Raw genomic sequence first — 17,452 nt, forward strand, 5'->3', positions numbered from 1 at the left:
TCTCTTAAGAATGCTTCACGAAATAATGGCGTAAACCGTAGTTAGCAATGACTTGCTGCTGAATTTGAGAAGTACCTTCAATAATTTCGAGCACCTTTGCTTCTCGATAAAGTCTTGAAGCTGAATTCTCACGGCTAAATCCGCTTCCACCATGAATTTGGACATTTGTATTTGTAATGTCAACGGCAATTTTGGATGTGAAATACTTTGCGATTGATGTCTCTGTGATGGCATCAGGGTGCTTCGCCTGTCTCATTTCTCCAGCCTTTAGGCATAATGCTCTGGCTGCATGGAGCTGGGTAACTGCATCTCCAATCATGCCTTTGATCATTTGATGCTTGTACAGCTTTTCATTAAATTGCGTTCTTTTACGTGAATACGTTACGAGAGAATCAACGGCTTCTTGTGCAATGGCGAGCCCTGCCCAAGCGACACTGTACCTTCCATGATCTAAAGCAAGTGAGACCACATGGTTAAATCCTCCCCCAACTGGTCCTAAGACACAATCTTCATGCACTTGTACATCATCAAGGGTGATTTCTGCTAAATAAGACGCCCGGTTTGCCATCATTCCTGTAATTCTCTCAATCTCAACGCCCGGCTGACCTCGATCGACAAGGAATGCGGTAACTTGTTCGCCGTCTCTTGCTATCACAATAAAGAAGTCCGCAATCGCTCCAAAGGAGATCCACTTTTTCTTCCCGTTCAACACATAAGTCTGTCCATTCTTTTGGTAGCTTGTTTCGACATGATTGGCATCTGAACCAATATTTGGCTCTGACAATGCAAAGGCACCGATTTTTTCCCCTTTGGCTAATTCAACGAGCCAGCCTTGTTTCTGATCTTTTGTGCCATAACGAAGGATGGCTTCTCCTACGAGGGAATTCACTGTCAATAAGGTCCGTACATTACAGCAAGCTTTCCCCACTTGCTCTGTGAACTGCCCATATGCAATCGGATCAAGCCCCAGTCCTTGATAGGAAGATGGGATGCCTGCTGCCAAATAGCCTCTTTTCGCCATGTCCCGAATCAGCGACTCTGGCAGATGTTCTGTCTCATCGAATTCATTGGCAAACGGGCGAATATGTTGATCGCAATACTGACGTATTTCCTCAATGCCATCGATTGTTTGTTCAGCTGTTTTCATGAAGAGCCGCCCCCTGTTGTTTTTTCTCAATTAAGGAGACAATGCGATTGACCGTACTAAAATTGGCAATGTCGAGATCTTCGTTATCTAACTGGAAGTGAAAATCATGTTCAATGTAGTTCACTAGTTTCATCGCAAATAGAGAATTGACAAAGCCTTGCTCAAAAATGTGATCATCATTTCCCAATTCTATTTCCTCATCAAATACCACTAGGTTTTGCTCGATATATGCTCTTACTTGTTCGTGTAGGTTCATGATTCAATCTCCTCGCTTTTCGCTTTTTTATTGTTTGGCTGGGTCTTTCTGGTCAATTTCAATTTTGACATCTACGTATTCTGGGAAAGGCTGAATCAAACTTAAATCGTTTTCAAACAAAATATAGCCGTTCTCTCCATTCTCAATTTCTTTGAAATTTGCAAACTTATAAGTGATATACATCATGCGGTTACGGTCTGTTTGTTTAAAGTCAGCCAAAAGACGCTTTCCTCGCTTTTTCGCTTCTTGCAAGATCGTTGTGAGTAAAATAGTCCCGACACCTCTAGACATGACACGGCAAGACATGAGCAGTAGTTTGACATGCCAGGTGTCACCTATTTCTTCTATTAAAGAGAGCCCGATTTTCCCGTAGGAGCCGAATTTATCTTCAAGTTCACAGACCAGAAGCAAGTGAGCATCTGATTGACGAAAGTAATCAAGCTCTGCATAATCATAGGTTTTCCCGCTTGCATTTAATTGATTGGTACGGACTGTTAATTCTTCGGCTCGCTGAAGGTCTTGTTCTCCTGCTTCAGATATAATGAATTTCATATCTAAAGACGCCAAAAATTTCTCAGGCGGCCCTTCATACTTCTCTTCTTCCTGCTGCCTTTTATCGGCTTCCATATACATTTCTCTGCGGCGTTTAGCATCCTCTGTGATAAAGACTGGACGCAGCCGGTCGTCTGTCAGCAATGTCATATAATCCACCGCATCCCAGCACGTAATCTCTGGATGAACAGCCTTCACTTCTTCTCGTTCAAATGGCTGATCATCAATAAAAAGGATGGTGTCTTTATGAATATTCAAGCGCTCGCTGATTCTCTCTAACGAACTAGATTTGGCATTCCAATGAATCTCTGGATAGAGGAAAAAATGATCGATCCCGAAGGCAGAGAGCTTTTCCTTTACGGCTGCTTCATCATTTCGGCTTGCGATCGAAAGAAGGATGCCTCGCTCATCTAATTCAGTCAGCACCTCTTTGATAGAAGGCTTTAACGTCACTTCATCTGATTCAAGTAAAATTCCGTCCCATAATGTATGATCTAAATCCCAGACAACACACTTGATTTGCTTAGCCATTCTTTTTTCTCCTCTCACATGTCATATTGGAAAAATCCCTTACCTGATTTTTTCCCGTACTCGCCTGCGTCGACCATTTTGACAAGTAAAGGACACGGACGGAACTTAGGATCTTTGTAGCTCTCATATAAAACAAGCAATGAATTCAAAATCGTATCGAGTCCAATCAAGTCCCCTGTCGCAAGCGGACCCATTTTATGACCAAAGCCCCCGCGGAAAATTTTATCGACATCAGCTGGTGTGGCGACTTGATCTTGCACAGCCCAGATGGCTTCGTTGATTGTCAGCATCAGCACACGGTTGGAAACAAATCCTGGTAGATCATGCACGACGACAGGTGTTTTATCAAAGGATTTCAAGAAATCTTTTGCCGTTTCTACTGTTTCATCAGAAGTCGCTTTTCCTCTAATGACTTCAACTAACGCTTTTAGAGGAACAGGATTCATAAAATGCGCCCCGATGACCTTTTCAGGGTGATGCATAAGGGATCCTACCTTTGTGATGGAAATACAGCTTGTGTTTACAAAATAAATGGTTTCTTTAGCACAAATATCTCGCATTTCTTCATAAATTGGCTTTTTAATCTCCCAATCTTCTGTCACATTTTCAATGACGATATATGCATCATGTAAGCCTTCAAATGAAGTCGATAACTGGATGTGGGACAATACTTCTTCTAAGGACAAGGAGATCTTCTTTTTTCTAACAAATTGAACCAATTGGTATGTCTTCTTGATTTTTTCTAACGCTTCGTTTAATTTTTCTTCTGTGAGATCGACTAATGTGACTTGATAGCCATTTGCTGAAAGGTCTAATGCCATATCAGCCCCCATCACACCTGCTCCAATAATGCCTACGTGCTTCGTGTTCATTTTTCCAACACTCCAATTCGCTTTAAAATGACATTGATTTTCTCTACTACTTCATTTGTTAATGGATGAATAAAAAAGTGATCTCCATCGAATTCAAAGAACGCACAATCTTCTCTTGTATACTGGTCCCAATCTTCTAAATCAAACAGCACAGAAGGCAAATCTTCCGTACCATAGAAAATAGAAATTGGACAAGCGGCTGGAACGACTTCATCACACTGATAGTTCTCCAGAATCTGGAAGTCTGCTCTTAAAATCGGCAGAAAGAAATCAAGCACTGCATGGTTATCAGCAAGTTCCTCTGGAACGCCTCCCATCTCAATAATCGCCTCTTTTAATTTGACATCTGACAGCTGATGATAGACTTTCTTTTCTGGAATATGTGGCGGAAAGCGTCCAGAATAAAAGACATGGACAGGCTCTTTGTTTAATCTTGTTTTCATTCTTTTTTGTAGTTCGTATGCAAGGACGGCTCCCATGCTATGACCAAAAATGGCGTAGGGCTCTTCTTCTTTTAAGGAAGAGGATGCCTGTAAGTAAAGATCGTCTGCGACCTGATGTAAATCAGTCAGCACAGGCTCTGTCATTCTTGTCCCATGTCCAGGGAGTTCAAGCGCATGAATTTCTATCGACTGGTCTATATATGGTTTCCACGTACTGAATATGGTGCTTGCTCCACCTGCATACGGTAGGCAAAATAACTTCACGACACGCCACACTCCCTTTTGCATTTGTTTTCCAACACTTCAAGCCAGTTTTTTTCATCATGGATTATTTTTTCTAAGGAAGCTTTGATGTTTGCTTGGTACCTACTGGACATGTCACCTGAAAAAAGGAGTTTTGCTGCCTGATGCCTCGCTTTCTCCCATTCTGCTAAAATACATTCCGTCCACCGCACCATTTCAGGTATGTCCTCTTTCATCAGATTCTGCCGATACAGCTCCACTTTCTTGATATTGATCACCTGATTGAAAGATGTCACGAGCTTCTCGATGTCATCCAATTGTGGAAACTGCTCATAATATGTTTCAAGAGCTGTGATTCCTTTTTCTATTGTTTCAAGCTGACCATGCATATTTCTCAGGAAATATGCCGTTTTTTGATCAAATAATTCAGTCGAGACCTTTTCCGGATCAAAGCGGAAAGCCGCATAGGAGTGAAATTGATCATTCGGCTGATAATAATCATGAAAGCTGTCATACCCTTTCTGCACGTCTCCATATGACAACACTTGATGCTCATATGACAAATTATCTAAATGCCGATTTTCTAACACATCGAAGGTTTGCTGCTTTTCAGAAAAGCCCGTGATTAAAATCGAATGGCGGCTATGCGTCGTCAAATACTCTTTTCTTCCTCGCTGAACGTAAGGATCTACCCACACAATGACCGGGCGATCCAGCGTCACATCTTGTTTGACTTTCTCAATAAGATTGGCACAATATTTGATTTTTTCGACTTTAATGCCTTGAAAATTCATAATCCTTTCTGGATCATGCGTTGACATGCAGTCAATCTGCAAAAAACCGTCGTCTGTAAGGCCATATGCGAATTGATCATTTAATAGGTATGGAACGACTTCTTGATCATACAGCTTCACAATCGGAAAAAAGCAATTGAAGAAACAGCTACGATAAAACAATTCATTATAAGGTTGAATGCCTGAAATCTGTTTGACGGCCATATTCTTGTCCTCTCTTTCCAGCAGTAGATGTCATCGTGAACCCTTTGATGAAACCAATCGTACAAAACCAAATGAAAAACAAATAATAAGAGATAGCAAGTTCAATAAGAGAGGAAGGTCCCCATACAAAAATCATCTTCCAAGGTAGCCCGTTAAAGGCCACTTGTGAAAGGATCATTGGCAGGATCAACACACCAATCAACAACAACACCCAGTAGGAACTTTTCAGCAAAACGGCAAGTGTCATCTTCCGCTGAACCACAATGCCCCTTTTGATCCTCCTTCTCCACTTGACAAATCGGAGGATAGACACAATTTGCAGCAAAATAAACAGGCCTGTAGCTGCAAGGCTTAATTTGTCAATGAGCTGAAATGGATCAGCCGGTGCTTCTACTTGTTCTTTTGTTCCCACGATCGTATTGGCAACGAGACGGGCTGTTTGCTCGGTGTAGATGCTATTCATATTCGCTAAAACTCCGATAGCAACGCCTTCTTTTGGTTGAATAAGAAAAAACGATGAATAATTTGGGTTGGAGCCTGCATGAAATAACGATTCCACATGCTCATGCTTTTTTTCTATATACCAGCCGGCATTGTAATAGACATGCTTCCCTTCGTCTGGGACATTCACAGTCAAGTGATCCGGGTTTTTTACAAAGCGAGACCATGTTGAATCGGTCAATTGATATTGCAGCCAAGTACCAACCTCCTGGCTATTCATCACAATATAGCCTGCAGGGGTGTTCCCTCGATATTCCGGTGCGTGATAGACCTGCGGAGCAAGGAATTGCAGTTTAAACCCTTCCGAGACAACACCGTGCTTTATTCGGTCTTGGCCTGCCTCCGTTTGATCAAGGTGATGTCTTTTAAACAGTCTTTTCATATATGCCTCATACGGCTCGCCTGTTACGTTTTCAATGATAAGGCCAAGAACATCATAGTTGATGGTGGCATATTCAAAGGAGTTCCCTGGCTTGCGATTGAGCTCGATTGATTTCAGCTGATGGACTGTTTTTTTCAACGCATCCTTTGAATCTTCCGGCTGGATAAGCGCAATGGATTGAAAAGGAATTCCGCTTGTATGATGCATCAATTGATCCACAGTGATCGGCTGAGGCTTGCCATGAAACGTTGGAAAAAAACCTGGAATATAGCTGCTCACCGGCTCCTTCAGATCAATTTTCCCTTGCTTCTCTAGTTCAACAATAGCAAGAGCAGTAAATGCCTTTGATGTAGAACCGATTTCAAAAAAAGTGCTGTCTGTAACAGGTTTCTTCTTATTTCGGTCTCCATAACCAAAGCCTTTTTGGTACACCACTTGATCCTTTTTCACAACCACAACGGACATGCCTGGAATGCGTCCCAGCTCCATCTGTTCTTCAATGACTTGATCAATGGCTTTAGGTGAAATGGCTGCTTGTGCATTTGCTTGACCGGCAAAACTATTAATCCATAACAATGCCAGTACAAATGAAATGTAGACAACGTGCTGAATTTCCCTCATGTAAATAACGAATCCATTTCTTCAAGAGACATATCCACTGTTTCAAAATCAGACGGTGTAAATTCGACCTCTTCTTTCTCTAGACAATGCTGAACCATGCGTTCAATTTGCCGTTCTATCTCATGTAAAAGCTGCGTCATGTCTATTTCACAAAGCTGTTTTCTGCTAAAAGAAAGATGAAAAATAAGCTGACCGCCCTTGATCGTTGCGACCATATCGATGACGGTGGTTAGCTGATTATCCAATGACGAATCAGTACCTGAGGTGAAATAGGACATCTCATAATCAGCCGATTGTTTAAGTACCTGATCGATCTCACCTAAATAGTTAAAGCGTAATTGTGGCGCTGAATGGTCCGGAAGCTGTCTATTGATGAGTGACAACAAACCGTAGCCTGCACCTTTATTTGGTACTTCACGTATCGTTTCTTTTACTGCTCGAATATGATCTGATAGAGACTCATAAACGTTGACATTCACTGGATACATGGTTGTAAACCATCCGAACGTTCGAGAAACATCGATATCTTCCTGCACAGCATCTCTGCCATGACCTTCTAATTCTATAGAAATCCGTTTTTGATTCGTTTGCTGATAACAGGCTTGAGTTAAAGCTGAAATTAACAGTTCATGAGGCTGCGTTTGATACGCTTTATTCGCTTGATTGATCAATTGATTCGTCAGTTCCACTGATAATGACTTGGTCAGTTTGATTTCATCTTTGACATATCCCTCACTTGTTGCCAATTGATACAAAGGCTGAATATCCTGAATCTCTTTCTCCCAATAGCTGAATTCTTCTTTTACATCATCTGATGCTGCATATTGGTTTATCCGCTCTGCAAAAATCTGATATGAATGGGTTTTGAGCGGAAGTACCTCTGCTGTCACCTTTTCTGCATGCAATAATTTGATCAAGTCCTCCACAAGAATTTGCCAAGACATGCCGTCAGCTAAAAGATGGTGCGCAGCAAAAATGAGATGCGATTGAGAAGATGTCTGACAAAGTGCTACTTGAATTAACGGTCCCTGATAAAGATGGGTGCTTTGCTTTAACTGAAAACCCACTTCTTTTAACGCTTCTTGCACATTCTCTTCTTCCTGCTCTGTGAAATCGCGTATCACCAGAGGAATATGCTGAATGCCTTCATCATAAAAGAGTATGTTTGTCGCCTCATGTACTTTTAACCTTAATCCGTCATGATGATTGATCAGCTCTTTTAAGGCATCCTGTACAATTCTCTCATCCATCTTCTGCTTTGAATGAACAATGACAGATTGATGCCAGAAATGTTCATTTTCCAACTGCTTAGACCAGAACCATTCGACAACTGGAATCGATTTCACATCGCCCATCACCTGCTCTTGTGAGATATGTAATACAGGTTCCTGCTGAACAATTTGTGCCATTTCTCTAAAGATTGGATAAGTAAACATATCTTTTGTTTTTAAATAGAGCCCCTTTTCTTTTAACTTCGCGATAAACTGGATCGCCTTAATGGAGTCACCGCCAAGCTGATAAAAATGATCAGCCGGTTCGATGTTCTCATGCCCTAATATATCTTTTGCTGTATCTAACATGATCTCTTCGATGGCCGCTGTTTCCCTTGACCATTCAACCGGGGTTTCCAATTGAGACAGCAATGGATCAGGCAGTGCTGATCGATTAATTTTCCCATTTTGAGTTAGCGGGAGCTCATCTAATACAACAAAATACGCTGGTACCATATAGGCTGGGAGCTGATCTGATAATTTTTTTCTCAGCAAAAAGGTTGTTAGTTGTTTCTCTTTTAATTCAATATAAGCAGCGAGCTGTTTTTCTCCAGCTTCATCGGTGAGATCAATGACAACCGCTTTATCTACTTCTTCGAGTGCCATAAGCGCAAGTTCAATTTCCCCCAGTTCAATCCGGTAACCTCGCAGCTTGATTTGATGATCAATCCGGCCAATATACTCAAGCTTTCCATCGGTTGCTCGTTTAGCAATGTCACCTGTTCGGTACATACGACGATGACTCACAAATGGATTAGGCAGAAAGCGTGATTCCTGCAAGTCAGGTCTCTGCCAATATCCTCTGCCAACGCCCGCGCCTGAGATATACATTTCTCCCACTGTTCCTGGTAACACCACTTGCTGATTCTCATCTAAAAGGTAAATCTCCGTATTTGGCATCGGCACACCAATTGACACCGATGTCCCGCCATCGTCTTGATGAAATGGATGAATCATGCAGCCAACCGTTGCTTCTGTGGGTCCGTATTCATTAAAGATAGAAATTCGCCCATCACTTGCCTCGATGATTCTTTTGGCCAGAGCTGTCGATAATTGCTCCCCGCCAACAATCATCCGCTTCACAACTGATTGCGTGAGTGCAACATCTGTTAGCAGCGCCATATGTGCTGGTGTCAGCTTAATAACTTTTGCTTTTTGATCAAGCAAGATATGTTCTAATAAAAAGCCTGGCTGATCCTCTTGACGATAGATCACCACCTTACTTCCAATCACCAATGGTGTATAGATGGATGTCACTGTTAAATCAAATGCAATGGATGAATACAATGCAAAGTGATCATCGGCTGAATCTGTATAGTTTAATTTGGCAGACATGATATAATTCACTAAGCTTCGATGCTCAATCATGACCCCTTTTGGCTGTCCTGTAGAGCCAGAAGTATAGATCATATATGCAACGTCTTCCGCATCTCCAATGAATGGATGATCGGAATCATACTGAACCAACTCATCCCACACGTTGTACATATTGTACGTATCCCCTTCAAAAGGGAATGACGATGCTTGATCTGTTAAAAACAGCTTCGCCTGACTATCATCCAAAATAAACTGAATGCGCTCCTGCGGATACTCAGGATCAATCGGTACATATGCACCGCCCCCCTTTAAAATCCCTAGTAGCAACACAATGAGTTCTGGTGAATGATTCATACATACAGCAACAAAATCATGCCGCTGCAACCCATGAGTTTGAAGGAAATGCGCCATTTGATTGGTTTTTCTCTCAAGCTCATCGTATGTCATCACGTGAGATCCATCCTGAAGCGCTATTCGACTAGGAGAGGCCTTTGACATGTCTGTGATCAATTCATGGATTTTTTTCTCCTGAGGAAACAAAATGGTTGTGTCATTCCATTGGTAAAGCTCTCGATGCTTCTCCTCTTCTGTCATCAAAAGGACATCCTTCAAGCACTGTTCGGGATGGGTGAGTATGTTCTCAACAAATAGAAGCATTCTCTCATGAAGGAAGTCGATGTCTTCCTTGGCATAATCTGAGATTTTGTAGTCATATTGCAGCTCAATTTGCCCTTTTTCATCCCATTCTTTCACAGCAACTTGTAAGCCATATGGCTGGAATCCATTGTAAAGCTCTATATATTCAACTGCGTATCCTTCCATCTCCTGCACCATATTTGTGCTGTAAGAGTTGATAAAGATTTGAAAAAGCTGATCATATCCTGCCTTTGCCAGCTCTAAATCTTTGACGAGTGCGTCATATGGATAGCGCTGGTGAAGGAAGTAAGCCTTATAGCTTTTTTGTACGTCTGTTAAACTTTCTAACAAAGATAGGTGAGGATCGATCTTCATTCGATAAGGCATTGTGCTGACAGTCATACCGGATGTAGCTTTTTCCTTCTGGCCGGAACGATTGAGAACTGGAGTCCCAATAATAAAATCTTTTTGCTGGTATCTTTTATGCAAGTAAACGAAGAGGCCTAAAGTAAATAATGAGTTGATTGAACAATGATGGGTATCTATAAAATCATAGATTCGTTCTGAAAGTTGTCGATTAAGGTAATGGCTTTGTCGATGGCCTTTAATTTGGTCAGTTCCTTGTACCAAATAACTATCAGACACATCAGATAAGGTTTCTTTCCAAAACTGCTGATCTTTTTTAAATCTTGGGGAGTTCATATATTTCGATTCTTTATCAATAAAAACAGAATGATCGTCTGTATCTTGTTCGATTGAGGAGTTTTGTGTAAGAGCAGTGTAAAGTTGACTAATCTTATCGATGATTACTTTCATCGACCAGCCATCTGCTACAGTATGATGGCATTTGATGAAATAACCAGACTGTTGTTCACCGACTTTTAATACAGCGAATTCGACAAGAGAGGTTTCTAGTAATTGAAACGGTGTTTTGAAGGCTTTTTCGGCCCATTCTAACATGAGTTCATGGGTTGAAAACTCATATACAGGTATATGGTTGTCGGCGTTTGGATCAACGTATTGAAGAGTCACTCCGTCTTTCTCTACTAGCTTGAGACGAAGAGATTCTGTCGTCCTGATACAACATACAATGGCCTGCTTAAGTCTGTCCAGCTGCAATGGCCCATTGACGAAAATAATACCACCAATATGATTGATCGGTGTCTCTGGATAAAATGTTTCCATGTTTATAACGCGCTTTTGTGGATGTGTTAATGGCCAATATACTAAACTACTAGTCAATTACGCCACCTCTACTTTTCGTATAGTTAACATTTCTACGAACATATTAAATCATATAATGGTATTTTTGTAAATAATTGAGCTTAAATGTCTAAAAATGTTCATTTTTTAATGTAGACGCTAGGAAAGACGACACAGTAAAGAGGGCAACGTTGAAAAAAAGACGATTCTTGTCCCAAAGAGATCGGTCATGGTGCTCATAACGAGGATGGGCAATCCATATATAAAAGTGGATAATGTATGTTGAGCTTATAGTATTTTAGGCAATTCAAATTTGACTCAGTGTATCTTTTACGTATTGTGTGAATAGAAATACTACGAAGCTGAAAGGCTGGGCCTAATAAAAATACAAATAACAAACTGAACCTAGCTGATTCATTCAGTCCTAACCATAGACCAGAAGTGAAAATCTAACTATTGGCTTTTTAATAAAAAGGGCTTTTCTACTAAAAGCGGGATCATCGAATTTCTAACTGGAATGGTTCCCCCATCTATTAAAGAAAGTAGAAATACTATGATAAAAAAGATAGAAATAGAAAATGATGCTAGTTGTAGAATATAATCAAGCAACGGAAGAAAATAATTTGACATATTTACAAATAGAAAATGAGTTTCTTTTTAGCTTAAAATGATACATAAAGAAAGGGATGAGTACCGCTCCAAGTACTTGTCCGACAAACTGCGAGACGGCCACCATTGAAGCAATCAGCGTAGAACTTGTAAATTGATACGTCAGGAAGGTTAGAACGAGAACATATAGTGAATCCCCAAAATTTAGCAAGGGTTTGCCCCCCCTAATAAAAAGTAAAATGGTAATCTCTATTTTCTCTTCATTACCATACATAATAATACATTATTTTCTACACTTCTACTTTTTATAACAACATTTTCTTAATTTGATACTTTTTTACTAATTTAAAAAACCGCCAAAAGGCGGTTTTTTAAATTAGTCATATATATGGACTGTTGGTTCTTTATCTTCAGCATTTTTCGTAATAAGGGCTTCTTGTTGATCAGAAGAAGTAATGTAGATTTCTATATTTGTGCTCTTATAGTAATCCATGACTTCACCTGTTAAATATTGTGTGAAAGCCACTACTTCTGTTTTCCCATAGAATTGCATTGGAATTTCAACTTTCATTTTTTGCATGTTTCCATTTTTATAGAAGCCTTTTCCTACCACTCCGGTGTAATTTGGGAAGTAGTCTTCTACCTTTGTCTTGAAGCGATCAAATTTTTCTGAATCATTCTTGTAGTTGCTTTTGGCATTATCTGAAGGGAAGAATACATTCTCCTCTTTGATCGTGTCCCAATTGCCGATATCAGATGATCCTGCTTTCACATCGGTTTTGGCGATAAAGTTTCCTGGCACGATGGACGATTTTGGCGCTTGCTTATAAAGGGCAATCATCACAGGCACTTTTTCCAAACCGTCCATTTGGCGTATTCGTTTAATCACTTGTTCTGCAATTTTTTCGCCCTCTTCTAAGAGTTTTTTTGAATTTTTCGATGAATCAATGGTCACCTCTTGCTGAGGATCGCCAATATTTTCTCGATAATAATAAACGGAATTCAGCGCAAGACCAATAACGACTCCGCCAAGCTGTAAGCTGTTTTTGTCTTTTCGAATTAAGTAATTATGCTCTAGCATCGAAGCTAAGTAGATTGGACTATTTTCGTTTTTGGACTTTGTTGATCCTGAATTTGGAAGAGGAGGGTTTAAGCCTAGGTTCTTAAAGTTTTCATCTTCTTTTTCTGCTTTTTTCAAATCACTTCCTGTTTTTTTGCGCGCCAGCCAGCTTAGAACGGTATCCTCATCTAAATGCTGTCCTTCTTGAAAAAGATAGTCGTTTGTATTAAATGACTCTGTTGCCAGGCGCATGAGACCTGTTTCAAATTCATCAATATCCAAGCGTGTATTAAGACGCTCTGCTGTTAATCCCCTTGCAGCACCTTGTTTAAACGGCAGCACCATTTTGTAATAGGAGTCAGAGATATTGTACATCGGGATGATCGCTGTTTCCTTCGTTTCATCCGTTTTTTTTGTGACTTCTTTCTCATCCTTTCCCCCAAAAGGTGCGCACGCTGACAATACCAGTGTGAGCATTGTCAGCAGCAATAACAACTTTTTCAATAGAAAACACTCCTCTTATTTCTTTAGCTCCTCGAGCATTTTAGCTTCGTCCCAAATGTCAATATTGAGTTCTTCTGCCTTTGTCAGTTTACTTCCAGCTGCTTCTCCGGCAATAACTAAGTTTGTTTTTTTACTCACACTACCTGCTAATTTACCACCTAATGCTTCGATCGCTGCCTTTGCATCGTTTCGAGACATTTCTTCTAATTTCCCTGTGAGCACAATGGTTTTTCCTGCAAAGTAGGAATCACTTTCTTCTGCTTTTAACGGCTTTCGCCCTGTGTAGGTCATATTAACCCCAAGCTCTTTTAGTTCATTTAGCAGATCCAGTATTTCTTCTTTCTCAAAGTAAGTGACAACCTCATCGGCCATTTTTTCACCAATTTCATCTACTTCGAGCAATTGTTCTTTCGTCGCTTGCTTTAATTGATCGATGTCTTCGAAATGCATGGCCAAGGTTTTCGCCGCTTTAGAGCCAATAAATCGAATGCCAAGACCAAATAGTAAACGTTCAAGGGAATTTTCCTTCGATTGTTCAATGGAACGCAGTAAATTATCGACAGATTTTTCGCCCATTCGTTCAAGCTGAATCAGCTGTTCTTTCGTTAATCGATAAAGATCAGACACACGAGACACAAGTTTTTCTTTAAAAAGTTGTGTAATGACCCGCTCGCCAAGACCATCAATGTTCATCGCATTACGAGAAACAAAGTGAATGAGTCCTTCACGTATTTGTGCGGGACATTCTGGATTGATACACCTTAAGGCCACTTCACCTTCGATTCTTACCAGCTCACTTTGACACTCTGGACATTCACTCGGCATGTGAAACGGCTTTTCTTCACCTGTTCGCTGATCGACAAGCACGCCGGCAACCTCTGGAATAATATCGCCCGCTTTCTTCACAATCACTTGATCGTATAGCCGAATATCCTTTTCTTTGATCAAATCTTCATTATGAAGAGAAGCACGCTGTACCGTCGTTCCTGCTACCTTTACAGGCTCTAGTATCGCTGTTGGTGTGATGACGCCTGTACGCCCCACACTTAGTTCAATATCGAGCAGCTTCGTCACGACTTCTTCGGCGGGGAATTTGTACGCAACAGCCCAGCGGGGACTTTTTGCTGTAAAGCCCAGCTCTTCCTGCTGAGCCAATGAATCCACTTTGATGACAATTCCATCGATTTCATATGAATAATCGGAACGCTTTGTTTTCATTGTTTCGATGAGGTCGATCACTTCCTCAATCGTTTGGCACATTCGTCTTTCTTTGTTGGTTTTAAAGCCTAGATCTTCTAGAAGATCAAGCCCTTCACTTTGCGTTTCTACACCGATTTCATCAAGATCCGCTATACTGTAGACGAATATATCGAGGTTTCGTTTCGCTGCAATTTTCGTATCGAGCTGACGAAGTGAGCCCGCAGCCGCATTACGCGGGTTTGCAAACGGCTCTTCTTCGTTTTGTAATCTTTTTTCGTTTAATGCTTCAAAAGAAGGCTTTGGCATAAATGCCTCGCCTCTCACTTCAATCGATAGAGGACGGTTGATTTTAAGAGGGATGGAACGGATGGTTTTTAGGTTTTCCGTAATATCCTCACCCGTTGTCCCGTCACCTCGCGTGGCACCTCCGACAAACACCCCGTTTTCATAACGGAGAGAAACAGCAAGTCCGTCGATTTTCAGCTCGACATTGTATGCGACATCGTCACCCACTGCTTGACGAACCCGGCGGTCAAAATCAAGAAGATCCTGTTCATTAAACGCATTCCCGAGGCTGAGCATCGGTGTGCCGTGACGTACTTTTTGGAAGGCAACTAAAACAGCACCTCCTACTCTTTGTGAGGGAGAATCCGCTGATTTCAAATCAGGGTGTTCTTCTTCAAGAGAAATCAGCTCACGCATCCGCGCATCATATTCAGCATCAGGAACACTTGGACGATCAAGTGTATGATATTCGTAGTTGTATTGATTCAAAATCTCGTGCAGTTCCCCGATCCGGCGTTTCGCTGCTTCTTTATCCATCTGCTTCTTCCTTTCAATTCTTCCGTTTTGTAAGTCCTATCGTTTTATTGCTTCTCGATTGGCGCAAATGCTGCGAGTAGTCGCTTAATGCCTGTAGGGATTGGGAACGCAATATCAAGCTCTGTGCTATCTCCGCTGCCTTTCACACTTACAACCGTTCCAACTCCCCATTTTTTATGGGCAGCTTTATCACCCACAGCCCAGCCAATACTACCGGCATCTGTGTTTTGAATGGTTTGTGTTTGCGGACGTGAGACAGGCCCCCGTCTTTGCGGTCTCTCTCTTGTTTGGCCAAACGGTTTTTTCGATTCATTTTTCTCAATTAGGTTGTCCAATAAATCGGCTGGTATTTCTCTAATGAATCTTGATTCAAGGTTCATGTTCGTTCGGCCAAATAATGTTCTCATCTTGGCACTCGATAAATAAATCTCTTCTTCAGCCCGTGTGATGCCTACGTAAGCAAGGCGGCGTTCTTCTTCCATCTCTGCATCTTCCATTAATGAACGGCTGTGCGGGAAGACACCTTCCTCCATCCCCATTAAGAAAACAACCGGGAATTCTAGACCTTTGGCTGCGTGAATGGTCATCAAGATGACAGCATCCTGATCTTCCTCCTCATTTTCATCCAGCTTATCAATGTCTGCAACTAAAGCGAGATCAGTCAGGAAGGTCACAAGCGATTTATCTTCATTTTGTTCTTCAAAGTTCTTTGTGACGGATAGAAACTCGTCTATATTTTCTAAACGACTTTGTGCTTCAATCGTCTTTTCGACCTTAAGCGCTTCACGATAGCCTGTTTTCTCTAGTATTTCTTCCGTTAATTCGGTGACAGATAAATAATCCTGCATATTCGTCATCTGATCAATGAGCTGTTTGAATTCATCAAGAGCATTGGCCGCCCTTGCATTTAGTCCAATGAAATCCACCTGACCAAGTGCTTCAGACCTCGACAGGTCATTCATCTCTGCATACGCAGCAATTTTCTCAACAGATGTGGCCCCGATACCACGCTTTGGTACGTTGACAATTCGCGTGAAACTAATATCGTCGTCTGGGTTTGCCACAAGTCGTAAGTATGCCAAAATGTCTTTGATCTCTTTTCTGTCATAGAACTTCGTGCCGCCGACAATGTTGTATTGAATGTTCGCCTTCATTAATGTTTCCTCTATGACACGAGACTGAGCATTGGTTCGATAGAGGATTGCGAAATCGGATAATTTGCGCTTTTCGCTTTGATGAAACTGACGAATCTTCCCAGCAACAAATTGACCTTCATCGAATTCATTATCTGCTCGGTAATAGGCAACCTTCGCACCTTCATCATTTTCTGTCCAAAGTTTTTTTGGTTTACGGTTTGCATTGTTTTGTATGACCATATTCGCGGCATGCAAAATTCGTTTAGTGGATCTGTAATTTTGTTCAAGAAGAATCACTTCACTGGACGGGTAATCTTTTTCAAAGGAGAGAATGTTTGTAATATCCGCTCCACGCCAGCGATAAATGGACTGATCTGAGTCACCGACGACACAAATGTTTTGAAAACGCTGAGCCAGTAGTTTCACAAGCATGTACTGCGCTCTGTTTGTATCCTGATACTCATCAACATGAATGTATTGGAATTTCCGCTGGTAATGCTCTAATACTTCAGGGATGCGTTCAAACAGACGAATCGTCATCATAATCAAATCATCAAAATCAAGTGATTGGTTTTTGAGCAATCGTTTTTGATAATCTGTATACACGTCGCTGACCACTTGATCGTAGAAGTCAGCATTTGTTTTTGCATATTCTTCTGCGTCTATGAGTTCGTTTTTTGCATTGCTGATCGATCCTAAAATACTGCGTGGGTCGAACTTTTTAGGATCAATATTTCGTTCTTTTAAAATGTTCTTAATCACTGAAAGCTGATCAGATGTGTCTAATATAGAGAAGTTGCGATTCACACCAATCCGGTCAATATCCCGTCTTAAAATTCGGACACACATGCTGTGAAAAGTAGAGATCCAAATGTCATCTGCACCCGGTCCTAAAATAGCTTCTACACGTTCACGCATTTCACGTGCAGCTTTATTCGTAAACGTAATCGCTAAAATGTTCCACGGAGCTACATGCTTTTCTGCCATTAAGTACGCAATTCGATGTGTGAGCACTCGTGTTTTACCACTTCCTGCTCCTGCCATCAGTAATAGCGGACCGTCTGTTGCTTTGACCGCTTCTTTCTGCGCATCATTCAGCCCTTCTAATAGATGATTCGATATTTCATTCATTACATTCACCGCCAATT

The 17,452-nt window shown here is 41.2% G+C and carries 12 protein-coding genes; all 12 read right to left on the reverse strand.

What is annotated here, in order from left to right; genetic code table 11:
• Window positions 1–4: 4 nt before the first annotated feature.
• The gene (locus LC033_RS06720; protein WP_226567477.1) at window positions 5–1,147 is read right to left on the reverse strand and encodes an acyl-CoA dehydrogenase family protein; all 1,143 of its coding nucleotides are present in this window, start codon (window positions 1,145–1,147) and stop codon (window positions 5–7) included.
• Window positions 1,134–1,403, reverse strand: a complete 270-nt coding sequence (locus tag LC033_RS06725) for an acyl carrier protein (protein ID WP_034320179.1) — start codon at window positions 1,401–1,403, stop codon at window positions 1,134–1,136. The genes LC033_RS06720 and LC033_RS06725 overlap by 14 nt, the downstream gene beginning before the upstream one ends.
• Window positions 1,404–1,430: 27 nt before the next feature.
• Window positions 1,431–2,486, reverse strand: a complete 1,056-nt coding sequence (locus LC033_RS06730; protein ID WP_226567478.1) for an HAD-IIIC family phosphatase — start codon at window positions 2,484–2,486, stop codon at window positions 1,431–1,433.
• A gap of 14 nt (window positions 2,487–2,500) precedes the next feature.
• Entirely contained in the window at window positions 2,501–3,358 is an 858-nt protein-coding gene (locus LC033_RS06735; protein ID WP_226567479.1) for a 3-hydroxyacyl-CoA dehydrogenase family protein, read from the reverse strand.
• Window positions 3,355–4,065 carry a thioesterase II family protein gene (locus LC033_RS06740; protein WP_226567480.1) on the reverse strand — a complete coding sequence of 237 codons (711 nt, stop codon included), beginning with the start codon at window positions 4,063–4,065 and terminating at the stop codon, window positions 3,355–3,357. Before LC033_RS06740 ends, LC033_RS06735 begins: the two co-directional genes overlap by 4 nt.
• Window positions 4,062–5,042 carry a cysteine peptidase family C39 domain-containing protein gene (locus LC033_RS06745; RefSeq protein ID WP_226567481.1) on the reverse strand — a complete coding sequence of 327 codons (981 nt, stop codon included), beginning with the start codon at window positions 5,040–5,042 and terminating at the stop codon, window positions 4,062–4,064. The genes LC033_RS06740 and LC033_RS06745 overlap by 4 nt, the downstream gene beginning before the upstream one ends.
• Entirely contained in the window at window positions 5,005–6,546 is a 1,542-nt protein-coding gene (locus tag LC033_RS06750; protein WP_226567483.1) for a serine hydrolase domain-containing protein, read from the reverse strand. The genes LC033_RS06745 and LC033_RS06750 overlap by 38 nt, the downstream gene beginning before the upstream one ends.
• Window positions 6,543–11,012: a non-ribosomal peptide synthetase gene (locus LC033_RS06755; protein WP_226567484.1), complete on the reverse strand. Its 4,470-nt coding sequence runs from the start codon at window positions 11,010–11,012 to the stop codon at window positions 6,543–6,545. Before LC033_RS06755 ends, LC033_RS06750 begins: the two co-directional genes overlap by 4 nt.
• Window positions 11,013–11,574: 562 nt before the next feature.
• Window positions 11,575–11,793: a hypothetical protein gene (locus LC033_RS06760; RefSeq protein ID WP_226567485.1), complete on the reverse strand. Its 219-nt coding sequence runs from the start codon at window positions 11,791–11,793 to the stop codon at window positions 11,575–11,577.
• Window positions 11,794–11,958: 165 nt separating this feature from the next.
• On the reverse strand, window positions 11,959–13,146 hold the full coding sequence (locus tag LC033_RS06765) for a CamS family sex pheromone protein (protein ID WP_376776420.1): 1,188 nt from the start codon (window positions 13,144–13,146) through the stop codon (window positions 11,959–11,961).
• A gap of 15 nt (window positions 13,147–13,161) precedes the next feature.
• A complete protein-coding gene (ligA, locus tag LC033_RS06770; protein WP_226567486.1) occupies window positions 13,162–15,168 on the reverse strand; it encodes an NAD-dependent DNA ligase LigA in 2,007 nt (668 codons plus the stop codon).
• Window positions 15,169–15,212: 44 nt separating this feature from the next.
• Window positions 15,213–17,435, reverse strand: a complete 2,223-nt coding sequence (gene pcrA / locus LC033_RS06775; protein ID WP_226567487.1) for a DNA helicase PcrA — start codon at window positions 17,433–17,435, stop codon at window positions 15,213–15,215.
• Window positions 17,436–17,452: the final 17 nt, after the last annotated feature.

The organism is Bacillus stratosphericus (assembly GCF_020524495.1).
Taxonomy (GTDB): Bacteria; Bacillota; Bacilli; order Bacillales; family Bacillaceae; genus Bacillus; species Bacillus stratosphericus_B.